Below are 21,449 nucleotides of genomic sequence, written 5' to 3'. Positions count from 1 at the left end.
TTTGGACAACTGCTTTTAAGCGGCCTTCACCCAATATCGCGCACGCTTGCAACCTTCATACGATCACGAAATCCCCGGCCCGTTCCGTCCCCTGCCGACCGACCAGCTGATGCCGTCGCCGCGCATCCATCCCGAGACCGATTTCCCAACCTGCTTCTCCAGCACCGGGCGCCACGGCACGAGCGTGAAATCCCTGCTCCGTTCGATCAACGCGAAACGCCCACTGACGAGATCGACGGATCGGCGATAGATGCCTTCTACCCGGGCGCCTTCGGCCGCTTCCCGGAACGGCACCTGGAGCTCCTCGGAGATCTGTCCCGCGACCCGCAGCAGTTCGCGCCGCTGGAGCGCTGTGATCATGCCGCTCGGAAACGTCGTGCCGCTGCCCGTCTCCTCGGCAAATCCCCGCGCCACCAGCCACTGCCGCCGGCGCGCTTGGGCGTCGCGCAGTTCATGCCCGAAGCCGGCGTCGCGGACCGGCTCGGGCGCCCCCGACACCAGCTCGCGGTCGATCCAGGTCGCGGCGTCCGCCCCGACCAGCCGATCGAGCGGCTGTGTCGACAGCATGGTGATCGCAACCGGACGGTCGCGCAGCCGCGCTGCCTCATAGGCCGCCACCCGCTCGAGATGATCGGGCGTGACGATCCAGCGACCCGACGGCTCGCGCTCGACGATGCCCGCTATCCGCCGCATCGCTTCGAGCCGACGGACATGGGTTTCGGCGAAGGCTTCGGTCGCGGTCGGATCGTAGCGCAGATGGGCATCCACGTCGTAGCAACCGTCATTGGCGGCGGCGACACGGGCGATGGTGCGATCGACTTCCCGCACCTCGGGCCGGATCGGTTCGATCCGCACAATGGAGCCATGGGACAGAACCGCATCGGTTTCCGCGCCCCGGCCGATCCCGACATAATGACTACGGCCGTCGAGGCCATCGACGATCAGATAATGGCGATCGGCATGTTCGTCGGCCAGGCCGCGCGCCAGCACCCGACCGACGAGCGGACGCATATCGGGCGCGGCGGGATCGTAGATCGCCTGGTCGGCCGGCGCCCGCAGGATCGCGGCGCGGGAAAATTCGCGCTGCATCGTGCGGATGATGTCGCCGCGCTCGCCCAAAGCCCGCAGCGTGTCGGCGAGGTCGGGCGCGAGCCGGAAGCGGCCGGCGCCGAGCGGTTCGGCGAGGCCCAGGCGGGCCAGCTTCGCCAGCCGGCCGGCGCGCAGCGTCTGGTCGAAGGCATCGCGGGCGTGGTTCGCCACCACCCGGTCGGCGTCCGCGCCCTTGAGCAAGGCCCGGTCGATCGAGGTCAGCCGCTCGTGTTCCACCTCGGCGCGCAGGCCCTGCTGGATTTCTCGGCTGGTACGCGGCCCAAGGTCGAGGTCGACCAGTTCGGCGGCGCGCTCGCGGATGCCGGTCGTCATATAGTCGCGGGCGATGATCAGATCGGCGCCGCGCTCGTCCTTGCCGCGCACGACGATATGGGTGTGCGGATGGCCGGTGTTGAAGTGGTCGACCGCGACCCAGTCGAGCCTGGTCCCGAGATCCTCTTCGAGCCGGTTCATCAGCCGCCGGGTCAGGGGCTTGAGGTCGTCATACTGATCGCCGTCCTCGCAGCTCACGATGAAGCGGAACTGGTGGCGATCACCTGCGGCCCGCTCGCCGAACGCCTTGCCGTCGATGGCATCGGCGTCGCGGCCATAGAGTGCGCCCCGTGTTCCATCGCGCGTTGTGCCGTCGCGCTGGAGATAGCGCAGGTGCGCGGTGGCGGCCGACGCACCCTTGCCGGCGAGCTTCACGATGCTCGCCTTGACGATGACGCGGCGCCGGCTCGCGGCACTATGGCCGCCGCGGCTGGCGAGCACGCGGCCGACACCCGCGCCGCGACCGCTTCGGCTGCCGGTGAAGCTGCCCTTGGCAAGCTTCCCTCCCGCCGCGCCGCTCCGTGCAAGATTGGCAGCCGCGAGCACGCGGCCGAGATAGCGCCGGGCTCGCTTGCCGCCCTGGCTGCGCTGGCGCCCGAGGCGCGGCTCGAAACTGTCGTCGTCGGCCATTTTCCGGTTTCCGGAGGCGTGGAAGAGTGAGCATGACGCGCGCCGGAACAGATGAAAACCGGTGCCATCGAACAGGGCGAAACTCCGCCAGTCTGCCGCCCAACGGCACTGGTCGCCAAAAAGCAGTGCCGAGGAAAACCCCAAAAAACGACGTGCAGACAAAGGCTTATGGAACGGCAGTGCCATAGCTTTATCTTGCCTTACGCCGTCCTCCCGCCTGACCCTCTCCCGCCGCCCGTTTTTCCTCATCCCGCTGCCCGCCCAGGTCACCCGAGCCGAGGCACAAAGGAAGCCGGGACGCGGATGCCTGTCCGGCACCCTTGTCCCGGCATTCGATGCGGCCGATCAATGCGTCATAGCGAAGGCTTCACGGGCCTTGCGTTCGCTCCGGAAATGGCGTCGCCCCATCAATCCATGCGCGTTTCCGTCGCCATCGACGATGCTCACCGCGACAAACCAACGGCCATCCAGACGCCCCATGATCGCCACCCGATCGAGCTCGAAATCTTCCTCATCGGCGCTCTCATAGGTCCCGAGCCAGCGCTCCAACACACGCGCATCCCACAGGAAATCGCTCTCCTCGGCCTCGAGAAATCGCTGCGCGAGCGCCTCGCCCGCACCCTGTCCGAATTCGATTTCGAGCCCCGCCACGAGTGTTGCCATCACGTGATCCGTGTCTTTGGCCGATACGATGCCGATAGGTTGAAACATGGTCATGTTAGACTCCTGAGCTTGAAGTCCTCCTCATCGAGGACAGACCTCCGGGGACGGGTGGCGGAGCGGCTGTCAGGGCCGCGGAGGCGCAGCCGGAGCGCCGCGCCAGCGGCGGAGGAGGAACCGATTTTGTTGCGCCGAAAACAAAAGACTTGGCTGCGCAGCAGCCTCCGGATCGCAGCAAAATTGGAGGGGCCGCCGGCCTTGCACAGCCGCTTCGCCGCCCGTCATACTGGGCCTTGCCGAGACGAGCCCCTCCCACCTCACCGCAGTCGAACCGCCGGTAAATGGGCGCACCGCCGCTTCCATTCGTCCGATCCGACGGTGACTTCGCTTTGAAATATCGTGGAATTTGATAGAGTACGGCTCGTCATCAGCCAGAGTTTCGCGGCCATGAAACAGGGCAGGTCCATCGTCATAATACTGGTCGCGCTCGCCATCGGCTTTGCGGCTGGTTTCATGGTGCGCCCCGTCATCGGACCGGCTGCCGGGGTTATCGCAGCTCCACGCGCCACCCAATATTTCGCCGTCAATCTCGATCAGGCGCGCGAAATCGTCGCAGGTTGCCGCGCGGGCACGGTGCGCGGCGACGAATGCGCGCATGCAGAAGAGGCGATCATTGCCGCAGAAGCCCAGAGCCGCACCGAGGCATTCCTGGGAACGCGGCCGCACTGAGCGGGCGGATCGTCTATCGACCGGGACGATCGGACGACAGTGACACGAACAGGCGGCCGGATGCTTGAGTACCCGCGCGCGACGGCGATGGATCAACGGGGGCGCCGCCGCCCCGAAGCGTCACGAACAAGGTCGGTGGCAGCCGTTGCGGAAGCGACGGCAACGGTCCGGAGGGCGTGCCCGTCACTGTACTCGTTACCGTAGCGAGATAGACGCGCGTCTCGCCCGGGAGCGTGCGGCCCGAGGCGAGATAGGCGGCATAGCGGCCGGGACCGGCATTGTAGGCGGCGAACAGGCCGGGATAGCCGAAGCGGTCATACATGGCGCGCAGATAGGCCGTGCCGGCCAGGATATTGTCGCGCGGGACATGCGGATCGCGGCCGAGGCCGAGCGTCGCGCGCATCGCCGCCCAGGTTGCCGGCATCAACTGCATCAGCCCCATCGCGCCCGCGCGGCTGGTGATCGGCCGCCCGCGCAGCATGGTCTGGCCGCCGCTCTCCGCGCGCATCACACGCTCGATCCAGGCCACGGGCACCCCGAACCGGGCCGAAGCCTCAGCGATCTCGGCGCGCCAGCGCGACACAGGATCGGACTCCGAAGGTGCGGCACCGGCAGGCGTCGCGGCCAGCAGCGCGGCGGCGAGCGCAAGCCCCTTCAGCGCAGCCACAGCGGGGTCGCCTTGCCGATGACGTCGCGCGCCCGTGTCGGTCCGAAATAACGCCCGTCGAACGAGTCCGGGGCCTCGGCCATGAGCAGGAAGACCATGCCCCGAGCCAGCCGGACGCAGCCCTGCCAGGTGGGCAACGAACGGCCCGCCGCATCGGCGCCGCGCCGTTCGGCCACCGCCTTTCCGTTCACCGTCACAGTGCGACCGGCCGCGCAGATCGTGTCGCCGGCCACGGCGGCAACGCGCTTCACCAGCGGCACGTTACGCGGCAAATAGCGGCGACGCGCGGCGAGTTCGCGCGCTTCGGCCGGCAGCCGGGCGATCACCATGTCGCCGCGCGCGGGCGTGATGCCGGGCGACACGGCATAGAGGCCGATCGGCGCGCTGGCGCTCGCGTTCCAGATCAACCGGGGCAGCGGCGGCCATGCGACTGTGAGACCCAGGCCGGCAATGCCGGTGCCGATCAGGGCGGCGTAGCGGCCCAGCCGGAGGCGCGCGCGGGCGGTGCGTTCGCGTTCCGCGCGGCGGGCTTCGAACCAGGCGAATAGCGGCAGCGGACGATCCTTCGGGGGAGGCTCAGCCATGATCGCCTCCGCGCGTGCGCGCCGCCGACCAGGCCTCGATGTCATCGATATGATAGCGCCAGGTGCGGCCATGCAGGCGGCATTTCGGCCCCTTGCCGGTCTGGCGCAGGCGCTTCAGCGTCGAATAGGCAAGGCCGAGATGAAAGGCCGCCTGCTTGGCAGTGAGGAAGGGACAGGTCTCTCGCGCGGCCTGCGCGCGGGCGCCCATATCTGTCGCGGTGTCGTCCATCGGATCGGTCCATCTGCGCCGCCGCACCGTGCGTGGCCGCAAGGCGCGGATTGGATCGATCGGGCTGTCTTGGGCAGGGTCGCAAATCGACCCATGCGCTTCCGACCCCCCTCCTGGTGAGCCGGCGGCGAATGCCCCGCGCCCGGTCGGGGCGCGGGGCGGTCTGCTCAGTCGGCGGGGTTCCAGATGATCGCGAAGGCGTCGTCGTCGTCCTGCCCGGCGGCGCGGCCGAGATTGGCGTAGAGCCGGCGCGGCCCGAATTCGGGGGCGGCGAGCGACAGCGACACATAGTCCTTGCCGCTCATTTCGCCGCGCCGGACCCATCCGGCCCCGACCTCGACGCCGGCCGCCGACACGCGATAGTCGGGCTGGGTGTCGCCGGACTTGCGGGTGTTGGGCACGATCTCGATGTCGGTGCGGATCGAGAGCGTCCTGAGCTGTCCCTTGAAGCCATTTCCTTCGCGGGTAACATAACCGATGGCGGGCATTGTTCGTCTCCTGAAAAGTCGCCCCGGACCGTTTCCGGGCGATGGGCGGACCGGAGGGACGGTCAAAGCGGACCCGCGAACCGCAAGGCCGAAGCGGCAGCGGAGGACCGGAGCCGAAGGCTTATTTGAAAGCGAAGCGGCCGCGAGGAGACCGCAAGCTCGGGGTCCCCACGCGGCGCGCCGCGTGGGGTGGGCGCGGGCGGGGAAATAAGCCGCAGGGCGATGGTTTCGAGGGTTCGCGGCCGTCCCAGGTCATGCGCCCGAGGAGCCGGGAACGGCGTGGGGACGCAAGGCATCACGACGACCATGCCGCCGATGCATTCCCCCGCGAAGAACCGGATGAAGCAGCGCGGACGCGCACCCGCACCGTCGGATCGGCCGCCAGAACCCGCACCGCGACCCGGCCGACGGAGCTGCCGGCCGGGCCGATGACGACAGGACTGGGATTCAGGTTCGGTGTGAAGAGCGATAGAAACGGACGCCATGTCGACCATCGCTTTCCGCCTGCCGGCCACCTGCGCCGCCCTCCTGCTGATCGCCGCCGCGCCGCCCGATCAGGGTCGCGTCGCTTACATGATCGACGGCGATACCTTCCGGCTTGAGAGTGGCGAGCGCATCCGCATCGCCGGGATCGACGCCCCCGAAACGCAGCCAGGACAGGCCCGATGCCGGGCCGAGATCGCGCTCGGCAAGGCCGCGACCGCGCGTGCCCGGACGCTGTTCGACGGCCGGACCGTCACGATCCTGCGGGTCGGGCGCAGCTATAACCGCACGGTTGCGCGGGTGATGTTGGCCGGTCGTGACGTCGGGTCGGAACTGGTGGCAACCGGGGTCGCGCGCTGGTGGCCGCGCTGGCAGCGCAAACCCGACTGGTGCGTCCGCGCGCGCCAATGAAGATGGCGAAGGATGGAAAAGACCGCGCCCCGGCCCGCGTCAGCGGCCGGGGCGCGGCCGATTTTCAGGACGTCAGCGACAGCGGCGGCACCGCGAAATCCCCCGCCGCGAAATGGGCGAGGATCGCCGCGTAGCTGCCGAGGCGTTCGGCGGTGCAGCGGCCGATCAGCAGATAGTCGTCCTCGTCGGCGGCATAGCATTGCACCTCGCCCGCGCCGGTGAACACGGCGCGCTCGGCGCCCCATTGGCCCGGATAGGCGCCCGACCAGCGGGTGAAGGCCAGGCCATGTTCGACGCACCAGTGTTCGAGGGCCTCGAAGCGGCCCCAGGCCACTTCGTGCGCCATGAGTTCGAGCGGCGCGTTGTCGGGGAACTGCGCGGGCGTGAACGGTTCGCCGTCCCATTCGGTCGATAGACCCTCGGCCTCGATCAGGGCGGCGAGGTCGGGCAGCAGGGAGCGCGACAGGGTGCCGCCGATGGTGATGCTTGCGGATACGCGGTCGGCCATGATGGTCTCCTTTCCCGCGTGGCCGACGCCGGACGGCGGAGGCCACGCGGCCGAAATTTCGGGGTGTGGAAAGAGGCGGGCGACGGGGTTTCGCACCCCGCCGCCCGCACGGGATCAGGCGGCGAGCCGGTCGGCTCCGGCCTCGTCGTCAGGGTCCGGCAGGGCCGTAACCGCACCCGGCGCGCTCGGATCGGGCTCGTCGTCGCTCGGGCTGCGCCGCTCGATCTCGCGCGCGGCCTGCGCCTTGGCATGGGCCGCGACGGTGCCGACGCCGCCGCGCGCCGTATAGGCGGCGGGCGGGAACGCCATCCAGCGCGGCACCCAATTCTCGCGCCGGTCGCGCCCGTTTGTGCCGTCGAGATGATCGCGCACGATGCGTTTCAGGGTCTTGGTCTTTTCGCCGGCATTGGCGCTGGCAACGGTTTCGCCCGCCACCTCGGCGACGATCCGGGTCAGCACTTCGCGGTCGCGGATCAGCTCGAAAAAGGCGTCGTCGGCCTGCCAGCAGCGCGCCATATCGACGCCGATCTCGATGCCCACGGCCTCGACGGCGGCGCTGCCCGACGCCAAGGTTTCGCCCATGACGATGGCGATCACCTCCATGACGACCGTATCGGGCAGGTCGAGCAACCGCTGGAAGATGCCGACGACGCCATAGTCGTCGCCGTTTCCGCCGGTCACGGTCGGTTCCTCGGGCGAGAAGCCGAGCATCGCCAGCACCGCGCGGCGGCGCTCGTCGAAATCGGCCTCGGCCTTGCTGTTGTCGAGGCTGTCGCGGATGTCCTCGTTGCGGGTGGATTGCGGCTCGGCCTTGACGGTCCAAAGGTGCGAACCGCCGATGGCATGGGCGACCATCATCCGTAGCGCGATGGCCGGATGGCCGGTCAAGGCGGCGCGGACGGCGGCATGGCGATGCAGGTCGATATAGGTCTGCATCGTGCTCGTCACTTCGGGCCGGGCGGGCTTTTGTCCGGCCCCGATCCCGCCGCTCGCTTCGGCCTTGGCGAGGCGCGCGGCCTCCTTGCGGCTGACATAGCCTTCGTGGACGATCACCTCGCCGGAGCTACGCACGTCGAGATAGACGCGCCCGCCCTTGCGCTTTCCCGCCTTCTCATATTCCCATGTCGAGAAATGATCGGACGGCGGCACGATGATCGCGTCGGCCCAACCCTCTTCGACATAGGCCGCGCGTTTCGTTTCGATTGCCTCGTTCTGCGCGGTCCAGAAGGCATCGGCATCGGCGACATAGCGGTCCTCGCCGAACAGGTCGGCGACGGTCGCAAGCCCGCTCGCCTCGATGTCAAACAGCGCATGGCGCGCCGGGATCGACTGCCCGCCGAACAGCCACGCCTTCAATTGATGGCCGGTCGGGACATAGCTGTCGGGATCGTCGGCGAGCGCCAGCCATGCCTTCTGCTGGCTCTTGGACGCCATTGTCAGATGACGCACGGTCGCGGCGTCGATCTCTTCCTTGCGGTAGAGGTCGCGGATCGCGGGGAGCAGGTTGCCGAGCGCCAGCACCCGCCTGACCGTGAGGTCGGGCAGGCCGAAGGTCGCGGCGATGTCCTCGACCTTGCGGCCCTCGCGGACGAGACGCGTGAAATTCTCCCATTGCGTCACCTCGTCGGGGTCGAGCCGCGCCATGTTCTCGATCATCGAGGCTTCGATGGCGGCGGCATCGTCGCCCTCGTCGAGGATCGCGCACGGCATGGGTTCGGGCGTCGGATCGCCCGCCGCAAGCCGCTCCTCGGCCACGATCTTGGCGGCATGGAAGCGGCGGCGTCCGGCGACGATTTCATAGCCATCGGGCGCGCAGTTCGGGCGCACTATGACCGGCTGGATGACGCCGCGCGACCGCACGGTTGGCAGGATGTCGGAGACATAGGGAGCCTTCTTCGCATAGCGCATATTGGCCTTGCTCACGACCAGCTTGTCGAGCGGGATAAAATCGAGTTTCATGGCTAGCACTCCTTGTGAGTGCCGGTCCGTCGCTCTTTCCGGGTGGGCGGACCGGCTTACAAAGCGGCGTTACGCGCCGCGCGTCATCCGTCGTTCCCTTGCTTAGGATCGGTCGGAATCTCGGGGACCGGCGCGGCCTCGATGCGCCAGATGAGGGATTGGGCTTGGATGATCGAACCGGCGCGGCGCGCGGTGTCGGCCCAGACCGACAGGCTTGCGGTCGTCGAAAAGCCGATGTCGCGTTCGATCCCCAAACCGAACGGCAAGCGAAGGCTTGCCAGTTCGGACAGGCTGAAACAGCCGAGTTCGGGACAGCCGAAGCCAAGGTCCGCCAGCCCGAACAGCGTGTCGCCATCGTCTTCTAGCTCAGACGCCAGCCATGTCGCCGCGCCCAGCGGATTGAAGAATTTGACGACCGGCACGGGATCGTAATCGCGTGTCGCGGAGCGGTCGGCGTTGGCGCGCAACGCGGCGTGAAGCTCGGGGGTGAGCAAGATCATGCCGCGAGTCTCCCGTCCTGCGAGGCTAGGCGTTCGCCAGTGTCGCCTTGGGCTGCCTCGGCTTGCGCGGCGGCGTGCCGTGCCAGCAGCCAGTCGGCGGCCTTGCTGGCGGCACTCGCCGCGCGGAAGATCGCGCGATTGTCCTCGCGCAGGACGTCCAACCAGCTTGCCAGATAATCGGCGTGACGGACGGTTGGGACGATACCGAGCGCGGCGCAGAGGAAGGCCGATCCCATTTCGGCTATCAGTTCCTCGCGGGCATAGTCCTTCGATCCGAAGCTGCCCGCGAGGTTGCGGTTCAGCCGCGACTTGTGGCCGCTGCCGTGACAAAGTTCGTGCAGGCAGGTCCGGTAATAGTTGATCTGCTCGAAGAAGGCCGGTTGCGGTGGCACCTGCACATAATCCTCAGCCGGGACATAGAAGGCGCGGCTGCCGCCGACGCGGAAGTCTATGCCGCTCGCCGCGATCACTTCCTCGGCGACCGGCACGATCTCGCGCTCGGGCAAGGGAACCGGATCGGGCGCGAGGCCGGGGCGCAGCCCCTCGCATTGCGCGACGTTGAACACGGTAAAGCGTTTCAGGAATGGAATGGTCTTGGCGTCGCGGCCGGTTTCCACAGCGCGCGCCTTCTCTGTCTCGGGGGTGAAGCGGTCGGCATATACGACGGTGGTGCCGCGTTCGCCCTTGCGGACGCAGCCGCCCGCCTCCAGCGCCTGTTTGAAGGTCAGCCAGCCCTGCGAGGGATAGCCATGCTCGATGACCGCGCCCCACAGGATCAGGACATTGACGCCCGAATAGCGCCGCGCGGTCAGCGCATTGCGCGGCAGGCCGGGACCGATCGCGCCGCCGCCCGCATCGGGCTGGCCCCAAGGCTGGACCCACGGGAAACGGCCCGCCTCGAGCTCGCCGATGATCCGCGCCGTCACCTCGTCATAGAGGTTCGTTCGGGATACCTCGGTCCCTTCGCGTTCCGTCCGCGCCTTGGCGGGGACGGCGCTTCCGCCCTTGTTCGCTTGGGGTTTCCGACCCTTGCCGGACACGCGATGGCCACTGGAAGAACGCATCGTTCACCTCCTCAAACCGCCCGAAAACCACCATGGCCTCCCCGAAAAGCGGGGGTGGGCGGCAAGATGCGACCGGAAAGGCCCGCCGCGAGCGGCGCCTGCACCCAAGCCGGGGTCCCCGTCGCGCCAGCGATGGGGTGGCGCAGGGCCGGAACGAATGTGGAGGAGCCGGTCCCGAGCGCAGCCGAGGGCCGGCTTGCCGGCGACGCGGGCGGGCCTAGCAGGGAGCGCCGCCCACCCGCGCTTGACCGGGAGAGGCCACCGACAGCGCCGCCGCGCACCAGTGCGGCGACCGCGTCAAGGACGGGCGTCGCCCGTCCGCCAGCGCCAGCCGATCGTTACCGTCAGGACGAGACCCGGTGAAATCCGGGGCTTGGTGGCGAAGACGACGGAAAGCCTTTGACGTCGCCGAGCCATAGAGCGCGGTCGCGCCGTCAGGCGCGAGGTGCCATCCGGATCACTCCCTCTTTTTTGCCGGCAGAGCGCGATTTACACGACCACCTCGGCACCATAGATTATGCCCATGGCCGATCGTGATCCCAATCTTGTCGTTTCCGGACTCTCCGGCACCGTCACACAGGACGGTGTCACCGTGGAGGTCAATATCGTCCGGCTCGAGGACGAACCCGACTGGTCGCTTGAAGTGGTCAACTCCAGTGGCACTTCGACGGTGTGGGATGATCAGTTCGCTACGGACGCGGCCGCTCTGGACGCATTCCGACAGGCGGTCGCGCAGGAAGGCATGGCCTGCTTTCTGGACAGCGCCACAGTAATTCCCTTCCCGAGCCGCTAGCGGCCAACGCCCGACCAAGACACGTCGTTCTGATAAAATGGCGTGAACGTCCGCCCGCGCGGGAACCCATTCGCAACACTCAACCGGCCGGGCAGCTACGCATCCTGTTGTCGACCGTTGTTCCGACAACGAGGCGGCCGCCAAAAGTTGAACGCTCAACATCCTGAGCCGGAGCTATCGCGGGCGGCGTTATAACAGCGCCGTGGGCCGCCCTGGCGTGGCTGCACGCCAGCTTCGATCGACAAGAACAACTGGCGTCTTGCAATTTCCCTTGGCATTTCACGTGCGTGAACGGTGTAGCCTCGATACACAGTCATTCATCGAGCGAAAATTGGGGGATCAATGGAATCGCATGTCAACCCGATCAACGGGCTGGTCGTACTCGTCTTTGGGAATCCATCGGCGGCGCTGTGGATATCGCTGGTAATACTTCTGTCCTGCGCGCTGATTATTGGCCGCAATAATATCCGTTTCCACCGACCGTTGAAAGCGGCGCTGAAGCAACGCGTCGACATACTTGCTCCCGTGCTTGCAGCGGATGACAACGACGCGGCGCAGCGTGTCTTCGCCGAGCGGTTCTACGAGATCGATGCAGCGATGGTGGCTGTCGATCGAGGCGCTGCCGAGATCCGGTTGGCATGGAGCCAGTTTCGCGAAACGATCCTCGATGAAACCGAAGTGCCGATGCGCGCGACCGTGCGAGCGGACGGCTATTTCCTCCATCTTGGCGACGACACGCGGATTCTCGCCTGGTGGGCGAACATCTTCGTCGCGATCGGGCTCACTTTCACGTTTCTCGGCATCGTTGCGGCGTTGACGACCACAGTAACAGCGCTGAGCGCGGCCAATGGATCGGCGAACATGACGCCGGCACTGATCAATTTGCTGACGATCACGTCGGTCAAGTTCTGGACGTCGATCGCTGGCGTCCTGGCGTCTATCCTGCTGCGCGTGTTCGATCGGCGCTGGCACGCTGCCAGCCAGCGCGAGCTTGAATGCATCGTCGATGCGATCGACCGCGGCACCTTGTTCTCGCCACCGCAGCGGATCGCCGCCGAACAGCTGCGCGAGACCAAGGAGCAGACGACCGCGCTCAAGAGCTTCAGCCATGAACTGGCAATCGCCATCGGCGAGAATCTGGAGCGCCAGATGCAGCCGATGGTGCAGGTGCTTGGGGGAATTCAAACAAGCATCGACGATTTCAAAAGTGGCAGCTTCAATCAGATCGGCAAGGAGCTGGGCGATGCGTTGAGCCGGAATGCGGGTGCCGAGATGGCGCAGCTCGGCACCGCACTCACCGACATGACGACGCGGCTGGCGACGATCCATGAGCAGATCGAGGGATCGGGCCAGGCCGCGAACGACCAGATCGCCCAGGCCGCCCGCGATTTCGCGACCGCTTCGGACAAGATGACCACGATGTTCGACGCCCTCCACACCCGCATCGATGCGACCGGAGCGCGGCTGACCGAGACCGCGCAGACCGCCAGCAGCGAGGCGGTTGAGCAGTTCAGCCGCGCGACCTCGGGCATTCAGGCTGCCTTCGATCAGATGCGCGGCGAAATCGCCGATATCGGCGGGCGGCTGACGGCTGGTGCCGACGCCGCTGCGACCCGCAATGCCGAGGTGCTCGGACGCGCCGCCGATGCGCTCGAGGCCGCGACCGGGCGTGCCGCGACCGGCATGAGCGAGGCGGTCGATGCGGCTGTCGCCAAAGCCAGTGAAGAAAGCGCGAAGGCGATCGCCAGCGCGTTCGCTTCCTTCGGTGCACGCTTCGAAGAGGCGAGCGGGGGACTTGTCGAAACATTGCGGACAACCGCAGGACGCATGGAAGCGCTCGCCGCCGGAATCGAACGATCAGCGCAAGCCTCGGAATCGCACGCTGGCAAGCTTGTCGAGGCAGGCCGCGCCGCCGAGGGGGTTGCGGGCACGTTGAACCGCGCAGCCAATGACCTCCAAGGCGCCGCTACGCCGATCCGCAACGCGACCGAGGCGATCGGCACGGCGGTCGCCAGGGTTCAGGAGGCCATGACCCGGCAGAGCGATGCGGCAAGCGAGCAACACCGCGCCGTTGCCGGCATTGCCGAAAAGCTCGGTGAGACCAGCGAAGCCGCCAATCGTGCATGGACGAGCTATCGCGACCGCTTCGAAGCCGTCGACACGGCGCTCGCGGCAGCGCTCGACCAGATCAGGAGCGCGTCGGGCGACCATGCCGCGCATCTCAACGAGCAGGTCGGCCGGATCGACAACGCCTTGGCCGGCGCCGTCGACAAGCTCTCGGCGGCACTCGAGCCGCTGACCGAGCTTGCCGACCAGATCGAAGACCTGCTCGGCAAGATGCAGGCGCAGGAGTAAGCGATGGAAAGCCGTGGCGTCCGGCGCAGCCGATCGGAAGAGGAAGAGGAAAGCTATTTCGTGTCGATGGCCGACATGATGGTGGGGCTGCTGTTCATCTTCATCATCCTGCTGCTCTATTTCGCGCTGCAGTTCCGCCAAACCACCGACACGCTGACCAGCGCCGGCCAGACGCGCCGCGAGATCCTCGAGACGCTCAAGGAGCGGCTCGACAAGCGGTTGAAGCCGTACAACCTGACCGTTCGGATCGATGCCGAAACCGGTGTGCTCAGCCTGCCTAACAGTATCCTCTTCGACACCGGCCAATTCGCGCTCAAGCCCGAGGGGCGTCAGGCGGTCGGCATCGTCGCGGACGAGCTTGCGGCAGTGCTCCCTTGCTATGCCGATCGATTGCCGGGCGGACCGCCATGCCGAGGCAAGCCGGTCGCGGCAAACAAGATCGATGCAATCTTCATCGAGGGCCATACCGACAGCGACCCGCTTTCGGGCGGCGGGGTGCTTCGTGACAATATGGACCTCTCGGCACTCCGCGCGACCAACACGTTTCGCCAGCTCACCGATGCGCATCCCGAGCTCGAGCAGCTGGTCAACAGGTCAGGGCATCAGCCCGTGCCAATACTCGGCGTCGCGGGCTATGGCGAGCGCCGTCCCGTCCCTGACGCGGCGGGAACGCCCGACCAGATAAAGGCGCAGAACCGCCGGATCGATCTGCGCTTCCTGATGGTTACCCCGCGCAGCGCGGAAGGCGCTGCGATGAGTCGCATCCTGGAGCAGCCGCGATGAGCGCGCTCAAGCGCGCGTGCGAACGCGCATCGGCGGCGAAAAGCCTCCCGCGACGGGGCGACCGCTTCGAAATTGAGCGGGCCGAGCAGCGCATCGGTGCCGAGCCGGCGGGCAAGGCGCGAATCAAGGAAGCATGGACGCGCTTCCTGACTCGGATCGATCCCGCTGCTCCCGAGCGGCTCAAGCCCAAGGATCTGAAGCGACTGCTCGATGGGATGTGGGCAGAGGACACGCTCGAGGAAGCGGCGGCGCCGGTGCTGAACCAGAGCGTCGCGCGGTCACGCAAAAGTGTCGATCGTGCGATCATCGCCGCCTATCTCCGTCATTTTCCGCTCGACCATTCCGGCTTCGATCACCTGATGCATGCCAGCGCGCTGGTCGCCAATCGGCACGACTGGCCATGGCGAGCGCGGGGCGACAGATGGGCGCTCTGGGATCCCGATGAAGGACCCTCGCGGCTGTCACGCGCTCTGCTTGGTACTGACGGACCGGCGCAGCTGCTCCGTGAGGCGGGTCTCGATGGCGATCTTGCGACTGGCGGCTTTGTCGAGGAGTCGCTGATCGCCGCCTGCGAAGCGGCGGTGGATCATCGCGGCGAAGCCGCCCAGCAGAGCGGGCGCCGCCTGATCGCATTGTTCGAGAGTTTCCCGGCGACGAAGGAACTGAACGCCGCGCTGGCCTATGCCCTGCTCGCGCCCTGGACGCAGAGCAGCTGCACTGAAGCGCATCAGCGGCTGGTCAGCGCTCTTCTGGTGGCGCGCAATGGCGATCCGCGGCTTGCGCCGCAACGCTGGGCTGCGCTGCGGCGTGATGTGCTGGCCATGTTCCCGGACGCCCAGGTCGACACTGCCTTCGCCGTGCTGCGCGGCTGGCTGGTACGCGCGACCGTTCGGGAGTTCTTCTCGGTGGTGGCGAAAACGGTCGAGCGGCGCGACCAATGGAAGGAACGCACCGATTTCTGGCTGGCTTACCTCGACGCCGGGTTCATCACCGACGCATGGTTCGCGTTCGGCTCGCAAGCAGAGCGGCTCGCGCGCAAGTTCATGGATGACCAGGCAATTGCCTATGCGACGCTTGAAGGCGGTGGTGCCACGACGGCTCAGTCGGCATTGATCTTCTCGATCGGCGACATTCGCATCGCCGAGTGGAGCGATAACGGCAGTTGCCGTTTTTGGCGGGCAGCGGACCAGAAGGCGCCAAGTCTTTACCAGCGTCGCTATCAAGGGCCGGCGCTGCGAACTATGGCGGCGGGCGAAGGCTTCCGTGCGATTCCGCACAATCCGCCCAATGGCTGGCAGCCGAAGTTCGCGCGGCAGGTCTATCAGAGCGCTGGCGTGCAGCACCCCAGGCATGGAGCAGGATGGTGAGTGGTCCCGACTTGCGCTTCGAAGCGCGGCATGAGGATGGGCGCGAGCGGATCGAGCTGATCCGCGTCGAAGGCGGACGCTTCTTCGGCAAGGGTAGGCGCTCCCTGATCCCCGTCGACGACTGGATAACCCAGGCTCCGACCGCGGCGCGTCCGGCGGTCGCACGGTTGCTGCAGGCGATCGGCGATGGCAACAATGCGCCCGATGGTTCGGCACAGGCCGAAGCCTCGGACAATGCCGTGTGTCTTCACCCTGGCCTGGTTGCCCAGCTGACCGAAGGTGAAGCCACAAGCCTTGGTCTTCCGCCGGTGGCACGTCTCGCCCTCAACCTGCAATCGATCGGGGTCGCCCATCAAAACGATTTCCGCATCGAGACGCGCTGGACACGGCCCAACGGCCTGCCTGCCGGGGTCAAGCAGAGCGGTGCGCGCGCACATTTCGAAGCCAAGGAGTGGCGGATCGCCGAGCCGATCTGGACAACATTGCAACTGGTCGAGCGGTTGAACGCCGCAACCGGCGAAAGCGAGCGCCAGGCGGCGCTTGCGGCGCTGCGCCAGGCGATCGGGGACGAAGATCGTTCTCTGATCAAGCCCGACGGCTTCATCGAACGGCTTCGGCTCAGCTACGCTGCGGGCTTCTCGCTTGATCTCAAGCCCTCGGCGCAAGGCTTCGATTTCGATCCGGTCCTCTTCAGCAAGGAGCGGGTCCGCGAGACCGAGGACGGGGCGATCCTTGACGAGGCCGCTGATGGCCTGCTTCCTCCGGTGCAACAACAGCTGTTCGCCCGTCGATTCCGCCAGGGTGATGGGACACGGCGCGCCTATCTGCTCGATGGCGGCTCGATCCTGTTTCTCGATCCGGTCTTGCAGCGGGCGCTTCGAGTCGTCCGCGACGCCCAGGGCGGGACCGCTGAACAGCGCCGACAATTCGCGCGCAGCCCGCAGCGTCGACTTGCCGAAGCGCTCAGCGCGGAGGGTGCCGATGTCGCCGAGATCGGCACACTGTTCGTCGAAACGCAGCAATTCTCCGAGCGCGTTTCGGGCATCGATATCTGGCGAAAGCCGGTACTGCCCTGGATCAAGCCCAAGCCCAACAGCTGGCTGCCGGAGGCGTTTGGCTTGCGCATCGGCGACCCGCCTGATGACCAGATGGTGGAGATCAAGCCGGAGGAGATCGCGCCCGCCGTCGAGGCGGTCGAGACTGCGCTTCGCGAGGAGCGGTCGACCTTCACCATCGGCGAGGCCGAGATACCCGCAACCGAGCAGACGCGCACCGCGCTGAACGATCTCGCTTCCATCGTGAAGGCAGCGCACGATGACGAGCACGCGGGGCAGCCGCCGCCGGTCGCGACGCAGCGCTATTTCCTGCAGGTGCGCGACAATCTCGAAGACGTCGCCTATGCGCCCCTCGCGAAGGCGCCCGCGGCGCCCGCCGCCGCGCCGCCAGCACTTCCGCAGGCGCTCGTCACCGTGCCCAAGCCGCATCAGGTCGATGGCTTCAACTGGTTGGTGGCATGCTGGCGGGCCGGGATGCCGGGCGCGCTGCTCGCCGACGACATGGGTCTGGGCAAGACTTTCCAGGCCCTCGCGTTCCTTGCCTGGCTACGCGCAGAACAGCCATCGCCGAAACCTGTGTTGATCGTTGCGCCAACCGGCTTGCTCGCCAATTGGAAGCGCGAGATCGAACAGCATCTGGCGCCAGGCGCGCTGGGCCCGGTGGTCAGCGCCTATGGCGCCGGCCTCAATCGCTCGCGCGAGGAGATCGGCCGCGATATCGAGCTTGGCCGGGCGGCGATCGACGGCGATGCGTGGAGCCAGGCCGGCGTCGTGCTCACCACCTTCGAGACGATGCGGGACTATCATCTGAGTTTCGCCCGCCAGCCCTTCTCCGCGATCATCTATGACGAGGCGCAGAAGCTCAAGAATCCGGCCAGCCAGATGACCCGCGCGGGCAAGACGCTGAACGCGCGGTTCCAGCTGGCGATGACCGGAACGCCGGTCGAAAACCGGCTTCAGGATCTCTGGTCGGTGTTCGACGTAATCCATCCCGGGCTGCTCGGGTCGAGCAAGGCGTTCGAGAGCAGCTACCCCGCGTCCGATCCGGACAAGCTGCGCGAGCTGAATGCGGTGCTGACCGAAGCGAGCGACACTCGGCCCGCGCTTCTGCTGCGGCGGATGAAGGACGACTGCCTGCCGGGCCTGCCGGCCAAGCACATCCATCCGCTGCCGCTCGCGATGCCGCGCCCGCAGGCGGAAGCCTATGAACGGGTGATCCAACGCGCGATGGCGGCCCGCGGGACCGGCAAGCGCGGGCATATGCTGGAAATCCTGCACATGCTGCGCGGCGTGTCGCTGCACCCTTACGCCCCCGAAGATGCGACCGGCAGCTATTTCGAAGAGTCCGCGCGGCTGCAATCGACCTTCGAGACGCTCGACGCCATCAAGGCCAAGGGCGAGAAGACGCTCATCTTCTGCGAAAGTCTGGCGATGCAGGCGCTGCTCGCCGCCGAAATCCGGCGCCGCTACGGCCTGGGGCATGACGTGCTGCGCATCCATGGCGGCGTGACGGGCGACGCGCGGCAGGCGGCTGTTGAACAGTTCCAGCGTCGCGCAAGCGGGTTCGACGTGATGATCCTCTCGCCCAAGGCGGGCGGCGTCGGGCTGACCCTGACCGCCGCAAATCATGTCATTCATCTCTCGCGCTGGTGGAACCCGGCAGTTGAGGATCAGGCGACCGATCGCGTATTCCGGATCGGGCAGTCGCGCGACGTCCATGTCTATCTGCCCCAATCGCTGCATCCGGATCCGGCGATCGGCCCGACCAGCTTCGACCTGAAGCTCGACGCGCTGATGACGCGCAAGCGGGAATTAAGCCGGGGGCTGCTCATCCCGGGCGAAGACGAGGCCGATACCAGCACGCTGTTCGAGGATGTGCTGGGCGGTCAGGACGAAACCGGCCCAGCCGCGGACTTGCCGCCACCGCCGGATGCAGAGGCGCAGGCGGATGAGCCTCCCCAGCCACCAACCGCTACGCCGGTCGCCGATACCGTGCCACCGAGGCGCCCGACGCTCAGCGTTGCGCTGCCCGAGCGATCGGCTCCGGCACCGTTGGCGGCGCCAAGCCGTTATGTGTTCGAGCCGAGCAAGCCACGCGATTTCGCGATCTTCCTGGCGCCGATTGCCGACGACCATGTCATCGAGCTGCTGGTCAAGGACCCCTATGCCTGCGCCCGGTCGCACAACCGGCAGCATCTGATCGAATTCATGAAGCGGCTTGCCGGCGCGGCCCGCCGCATCGACGCAGTGACCTGCCATAGCCTGGACGCTGACAGCGTCGATAACCGGCAGGAAACGGACGCGGACCAGCGCAACGATCTTGAGCGGCGATGGCAGGCGAGCTTCGCGGGCGGGCCGAGCCTGCGCCATGTCCAGATCTCCAAGCGCATCAATCGCAATTTCCATGCGCGAGAGGTGACGGCTCGCCTCGCTTCCGGTCGCGTCATTCTGTGGGATCTGGACAATGGGATCGACGGTGTCATGCGTAGCGACCGGCGCTGCGTCGTCGCCTGCTTTCCACAATAGGTGGCGCCGTGATCAACCTTATCAGGCGCCTGCTAGGCTCACAGCAGACGGCGCCGCGACGCGCGGCAACGCGGACGGACGAACCGATGATGAGTTTCGGCGCGGCTGGCGACCGGTTCGTGCGAATCGCGTCGCTCGACTTCTTCGGACAATATCGGCGTTCCCCCGATGGCCGCTGGTTGCTCGCCTGGCGCGACGGCAATGACGCGGGCACGCATGGCGGACACCGCAGCAGCGGGCCGGGGCGCTTCTATCTGTTCGAGGGCGACCGGCTGGCGGCGCAGGGCCGGGCCGAACGTCCGAACGACGGACAAGTCGCCGACAACGGCAGTTTTGTCATCAACGACTGGCTATTCGGTGACGGCCTCAAGGGGGTGTTCCGTGCCTACCGCGCGGATGGGACGCTCCTCGTGGAGAGTTCCTTCACGGCGAACCTGCTCAATAATGGCATCGCCGATGATGGCGGCATGGCGGTGTGCCAGACCTGCAACGCGCCGGGTCCCGACGGATCGCTGCTCGCGATCTTCGATCTCGCGTCGGGTCGAGAGGTTGCCGACTGGGTTCCGGAAAGTGGCTGGGCGCAGAGCTACGCTTTTCCAGAGGCGGGCAGAATCCGGCTCCGCTATCACGACGGCCAGGCCTACGACTATGCCATCGATGGCCAATTCCTCGACCGGGATCGCTGGATCGATGCACAGGCTCGCAGCGACAATGTGCATGTCCTCCACAATCTGCTGCGCGGATCGGCACTCCCCCCGATGATGAGCGGCAAGATCATCGCATCCGTCAATGCGATCCTCGCCGAACCGGAGTTCGCCCCCGCCGAGCGCCCCCTGGCGCTCAAGGTACGTGGGCTTTGTCAGGAAGCGCTAGGCAATCTCGCCAGCGCGCTTTCAGATTATGAGGAAGCGATCGCGCTCGATCCAAAAATCGGGCTGAAACGAAAGGCAGCGGAATTGCGCAGACGTCTCGCCTGAGCGTGCAAGCATCTCCGCTGCCGTGGCGCACAGGCGCGAGGCCCCGACCTGCGCTGTTCGATATTGGCCAGGGTAGTGCGCGACTTGCGGACTTCATGCCTGGCAATGGGAGGGAAGATGGCGCGGTTTCTCGATCACAAGCAGGTGCGCGACGCAGTCCAGACTGTTGTCGCGGGTGACGATGTCAGATGCGCCGTCGCGTTCTGGGGTGATGGCGCGCTCAATGCACTATTCGGTTCCAAGAAGCGTGCTTCGAAGGCGCGGATCATCTGCGACCTCTCGATGGGCGGCACCAATCCGGAGGAACTGGTGCTGCTCGGGGCGCCCGATAATCCCGAGCTCAAGCATCTCAGGGGATTGCACGCGAAATTGTACCTCTCGAGCGCTGGCATGGTCATCACCTCGGCCAATGCCTCGAACCGCGGCATCGGTTTTGTCGAGCCGGCCGCGCTGATCGAGTGCGGCACCTTCCATCGGTCCGATACGACCGCGTTCCGCAAAGGCACGGAGTGGTTCGACACGATCTGGGGGAAAGCCGAGGTGGTCGATCCCGAAGCCATCGCGACAGCGCGCGCCGCCTGGGCAAAGCGGCCGCGACATGGTGCCCCAAAGGGCACGCCATCGTTCGCTGCACCCGACACCCTGCTGCGGAGGATAGCCGCCGACCCGGAGGGCTATCGAGGGATCGGCGTGGTCTTTTCGACGGGCGAGGCCGGTCGCGAAGATGTCGAGCAGGCGGCCGAACAGGCGATGGCGGTCGAGGGCAAGAGGCGCAAGCCGAAGTTGAAGAAGGAAGAGATCAGCCGCCTGCCGACCTGGCCGAAGGGAAATCTGTTCATCGGCTGGTCTGATGCAGACGCCAACGCTTGGCCTGGACTGTTCCTCTGCGCGCACCGCGGCGCACGCGGGGCATATTCCTACTGGTGCTATTCACGCTTCTTCGAGGTAAAGCTCGATCGTGATGAGTGGTCGATATTCGCGGAACGGTCCCCGGAGTTGCGATCGCGGATCAGGTTGACGGGCTCACCCAGGCAGAGCGCGAGTGCGGAAGGTGAACTTCTCGAGAAGATCTTCACCCACCTTGACGCGGTCGCCGGTCCCGATGAAATCGGCCATCGCATGTGTGAAAGCGCCATGCACCTCGGCCAGTTACTCGCCGATGTCGATGCCGGCCGTTCGACGGATGCGAATCCTGTCGAGTAAAGAGCGGGGCGGCGATAATAGCATTGAGTTGTTATCGCTGCCGGGGGTTCGATGAA

19 protein-coding genes are annotated in these 21,449 nt (G+C 66.6%); 9 read left to right on the top strand and 10 right to left on the bottom strand.

Going from position 1 to position 21,449, the window contains the following annotated elements; translation table 11 throughout:
* Positions 1–63: 63 nt before the first annotated feature.
* On the bottom strand, positions 64–2,238 hold the full coding sequence (gene rlxS, locus CJD35_RS05205; protein WP_449325386.1) for a relaxase/mobilization nuclease RlxS: 2,175 nt from the start codon (positions 2,236–2,238) through the stop codon (positions 64–66).
* Between the two features lie 159 nt (positions 2,239–2,397).
* Positions 2,398–2,769, bottom strand: coding sequence for a hypothetical protein (locus CJD35_RS05200; protein WP_095686848.1), 372 nt, complete (start codon positions 2,767–2,769; stop codon positions 2,398–2,400).
* Positions 2,770–3,111: 342 nt separating this feature from the next.
* Between CJD35_RS05200 and CJD35_RS05195 the strand changes: the two genes are divergently transcribed.
* Positions 3,112–3,441 carry a hypothetical protein gene (locus tag CJD35_RS05195; RefSeq protein ID WP_338057760.1) on the top strand — a complete coding sequence of 110 codons (330 nt, stop codon included), beginning with the start codon at positions 3,112–3,114 and terminating at the stop codon, positions 3,439–3,441.
* A 13-nt stretch (positions 3,442–3,454) separates the two neighbouring features.
* Here the strand turns inward: CJD35_RS05195 and CJD35_RS05190 are convergent, their stop codons facing one another.
* From CJD35_RS05190 to CJD35_RS05175, 4 genes are all read right to left on the bottom strand, one after another.
* Positions 3,455–4,108 (bottom strand): lytic transglycosylase domain-containing protein, encoded by a 654-nt coding sequence (locus CJD35_RS05190; RefSeq protein WP_095686846.1) that lies wholly within the window; start codon positions 4,106–4,108, stop codon positions 3,455–3,457.
* Entirely contained in the window at positions 4,096–4,692 is a 597-nt protein-coding gene (locus CJD35_RS05185) for a S26 family signal peptidase (RefSeq protein WP_095686845.1), read from the bottom strand. Before CJD35_RS05185 ends, CJD35_RS05190 begins: the two co-directional genes overlap by 13 nt.
* A complete protein-coding gene (locus CJD35_RS05180; protein WP_095686844.1) occupies positions 4,685–4,921 on the bottom strand; it encodes a helix-turn-helix transcriptional regulator in 237 nt (78 codons plus the stop codon). Before CJD35_RS05180 ends, CJD35_RS05185 begins: the two co-directional genes overlap by 8 nt.
* Positions 4,922–5,088: 167 nt before the next feature.
* Positions 5,089–5,409, bottom strand: coding sequence for a DUF736 domain-containing protein (locus CJD35_RS05175; RefSeq protein ID WP_095686843.1), 321 nt, complete (start codon positions 5,407–5,409; stop codon positions 5,089–5,091).
* Between the two features lie 483 nt (positions 5,410–5,892).
* Between CJD35_RS05175 and CJD35_RS05170 the strand changes: the two genes are divergently transcribed.
* On the top strand, positions 5,893–6,303 hold the full coding sequence (locus CJD35_RS05170) for a thermonuclease family protein (RefSeq protein ID WP_095686842.1): 411 nt from the start codon (positions 5,893–5,895) through the stop codon (positions 6,301–6,303).
* Between the two features lie 64 nt (positions 6,304–6,367).
* Here CJD35_RS05170 and CJD35_RS05165 read toward each other — a convergent pair whose 3' ends face one another.
* From CJD35_RS05165 to CJD35_RS05150, 4 genes are all read right to left on the bottom strand, one after another.
* Entirely contained in the window at positions 6,368–6,811 is a 444-nt protein-coding gene (locus CJD35_RS05165; RefSeq protein WP_095686841.1) for a hypothetical protein, read from the bottom strand.
* A 114-nt stretch (positions 6,812–6,925) separates the two neighbouring features.
* Positions 6,926–8,770, bottom strand: coding sequence for a ParB/RepB/Spo0J family partition protein (locus tag CJD35_RS05160; RefSeq protein WP_095686840.1), 1,845 nt, complete (start codon positions 8,768–8,770; stop codon positions 6,926–6,928).
* A gap of 83 nt (positions 8,771–8,853) precedes the next feature.
* Complete coding sequence (locus CJD35_RS05155; RefSeq protein ID WP_095686839.1) at positions 8,854–9,270, bottom strand: DUF2958 domain-containing protein; 417 nt, start codon at positions 9,268–9,270, stop codon at positions 8,854–8,856.
* Entirely contained in the window at positions 9,267–10,334 is a 1,068-nt protein-coding gene (locus CJD35_RS05150) for an ArdC family protein (protein WP_095686838.1), read from the bottom strand. The genes CJD35_RS05155 and CJD35_RS05150 overlap by 4 nt, the downstream gene beginning before the upstream one ends.
* A 523-nt stretch (positions 10,335–10,857) precedes the next feature.
* Here CJD35_RS05150 and CJD35_RS05145 point away from each other — a divergent pair.
* The 7 genes from CJD35_RS05145 (at position 10,858) to CJD35_RS05115 (ending at position 21,393) form a co-directional block, all read left to right on the top strand.
* Entirely contained in the window at positions 10,858–11,127 is a 270-nt protein-coding gene (locus CJD35_RS05145; protein WP_095686837.1) for a hypothetical protein, read from the top strand.
* 342 nt (positions 11,128–11,469) lie between these two features.
* Positions 11,470–13,482 (top strand): anti-phage ZorAB system protein ZorA, encoded by a 2,013-nt coding sequence (zorA, locus tag CJD35_RS05140; RefSeq protein WP_095686836.1) that lies wholly within the window; start codon positions 11,470–11,472, stop codon positions 13,480–13,482.
* Between the two features lie 3 nt (positions 13,483–13,485).
* A complete protein-coding gene (locus CJD35_RS05135; protein WP_095686835.1) occupies positions 13,486–14,265 on the top strand; it encodes an OmpA/MotB family protein in 780 nt (259 codons plus the stop codon).
* Positions 14,262–15,632, top strand: coding sequence for an EH signature domain-containing protein (locus tag CJD35_RS05130; RefSeq protein WP_095686834.1), 1,371 nt, complete (start codon positions 14,262–14,264; stop codon positions 15,630–15,632). Before CJD35_RS05135 ends, CJD35_RS05130 begins: the two co-directional genes overlap by 4 nt.
* Positions 15,629–19,213: a DEAD/DEAH box helicase gene (locus CJD35_RS05125; RefSeq protein ID WP_216628947.1), complete on the top strand. Its 3,585-nt coding sequence runs from the start codon at positions 15,629–15,631 to the stop codon at positions 19,211–19,213. The genes CJD35_RS05130 and CJD35_RS05125 overlap by 4 nt, the downstream gene beginning before the upstream one ends.
* An 86-nt stretch (positions 19,214–19,299) precedes the next feature.
* Entirely contained in the window at positions 19,300–20,190 is an 891-nt protein-coding gene (locus CJD35_RS05120) for a tetratricopeptide repeat protein (protein ID WP_157742279.1), read from the top strand.
* 117 nt (positions 20,191–20,307) lie between these two features.
* The gene (locus CJD35_RS05115; RefSeq protein ID WP_095686831.1) at positions 20,308–21,393 is read left to right on the top strand and encodes a phospholipase D family protein; all 1,086 of its coding nucleotides are present in this window, start codon (positions 20,308–20,310) and stop codon (positions 21,391–21,393) included.
* Positions 21,394–21,449 lie beyond the last annotated feature (56 nt).

Source organism: Sphingobium xenophagum, assembly GCF_002288285.1.
Lineage (GTDB): Bacteria > Pseudomonadota > Alphaproteobacteria > Sphingomonadales > Sphingomonadaceae > Sphingobium > Sphingobium xenophagum.
This window is presented reverse-complemented; position numbering and strand designations above follow the sequence as displayed.

Coding starts and splice junctions, on each gene's coding strand:
- CJD35_RS05170 (WP_095686842.1), top strand. CDS start 5,893: ATGTCGACCATCGCTTTCCGCCTGCCGGCCACCTGCGCCGCCCTCCTG.
- CJD35_RS05155 (WP_095686839.1), bottom strand. CDS start 9,270: ATGATCTTGCTCACCCCCGAGCTTCACGCCGCGTTGCGCGCCAACGCC.
- CJD35_RS05165 (WP_095686841.1), bottom strand. CDS start 6,811: ATGGCCGACCGCGTATCCGCAAGCATCACCATCGGCGGCACCCTGTCG.
- CJD35_RS05135 (WP_095686835.1), top strand. CDS start 13,486: ATGGAAAGCCGTGGCGTCCGGCGCAGCCGATCGGAAGAGGAAGAGGAA.
- CJD35_RS05185 (WP_095686845.1), bottom strand. CDS start 4,692: ATGGCTGAGCCTCCCCCGAAGGATCGTCCGCTGCCGCTATTCGCCTGG.
- rlxS (WP_449325386.1), bottom strand. CDS start 2,238: ATGGCACTGCCGTTCCATAAGCCTTTGTCTGCACGTCGTTTTTTGGGG.
- CJD35_RS05130 (WP_095686834.1), top strand. CDS start 14,262: ATGAGCGCGCTCAAGCGCGCGTGCGAACGCGCATCGGCGGCGAAAAGC.
- CJD35_RS05120 (WP_157742279.1), top strand. CDS start 19,300: ATGATGAGTTTCGGCGCGGCTGGCGACCGGTTCGTGCGAATCGCGTCG.
- CJD35_RS05160 (WP_095686840.1), bottom strand. CDS start 8,770: ATGAAACTCGATTTTATCCCGCTCGACAAGCTGGTCGTGAGCAAGGCC.
- CJD35_RS05150 (WP_095686838.1), bottom strand. CDS start 10,334: ATGCGTTCTTCCAGTGGCCATCGCGTGTCCGGCAAGGGTCGGAAACCC.
- zorA (WP_095686836.1), top strand. CDS start 11,470: ATGGAATCGCATGTCAACCCGATCAACGGGCTGGTCGTACTCGTCTTT.
- CJD35_RS05115 (WP_095686831.1), top strand. CDS start 20,308: ATGGCGCGGTTTCTCGATCACAAGCAGGTGCGCGACGCAGTCCAGACT.
- CJD35_RS05175 (WP_095686843.1), bottom strand. CDS start 5,409: ATGCCCGCCATCGGTTATGTTACCCGCGAAGGAAATGGCTTCAAGGGA.
- CJD35_RS05180 (WP_095686844.1), bottom strand. CDS start 4,921: ATGGACGACACCGCGACAGATATGGGCGCCCGCGCGCAGGCCGCGCGA.
- CJD35_RS05145 (WP_095686837.1), top strand. CDS start 10,858: ATGGCCGATCGTGATCCCAATCTTGTCGTTTCCGGACTCTCCGGCACC.
- CJD35_RS05200 (WP_095686848.1), bottom strand. CDS start 2,769: ATGACCATGTTTCAACCTATCGGCATCGTATCGGCCAAAGACACGGAT.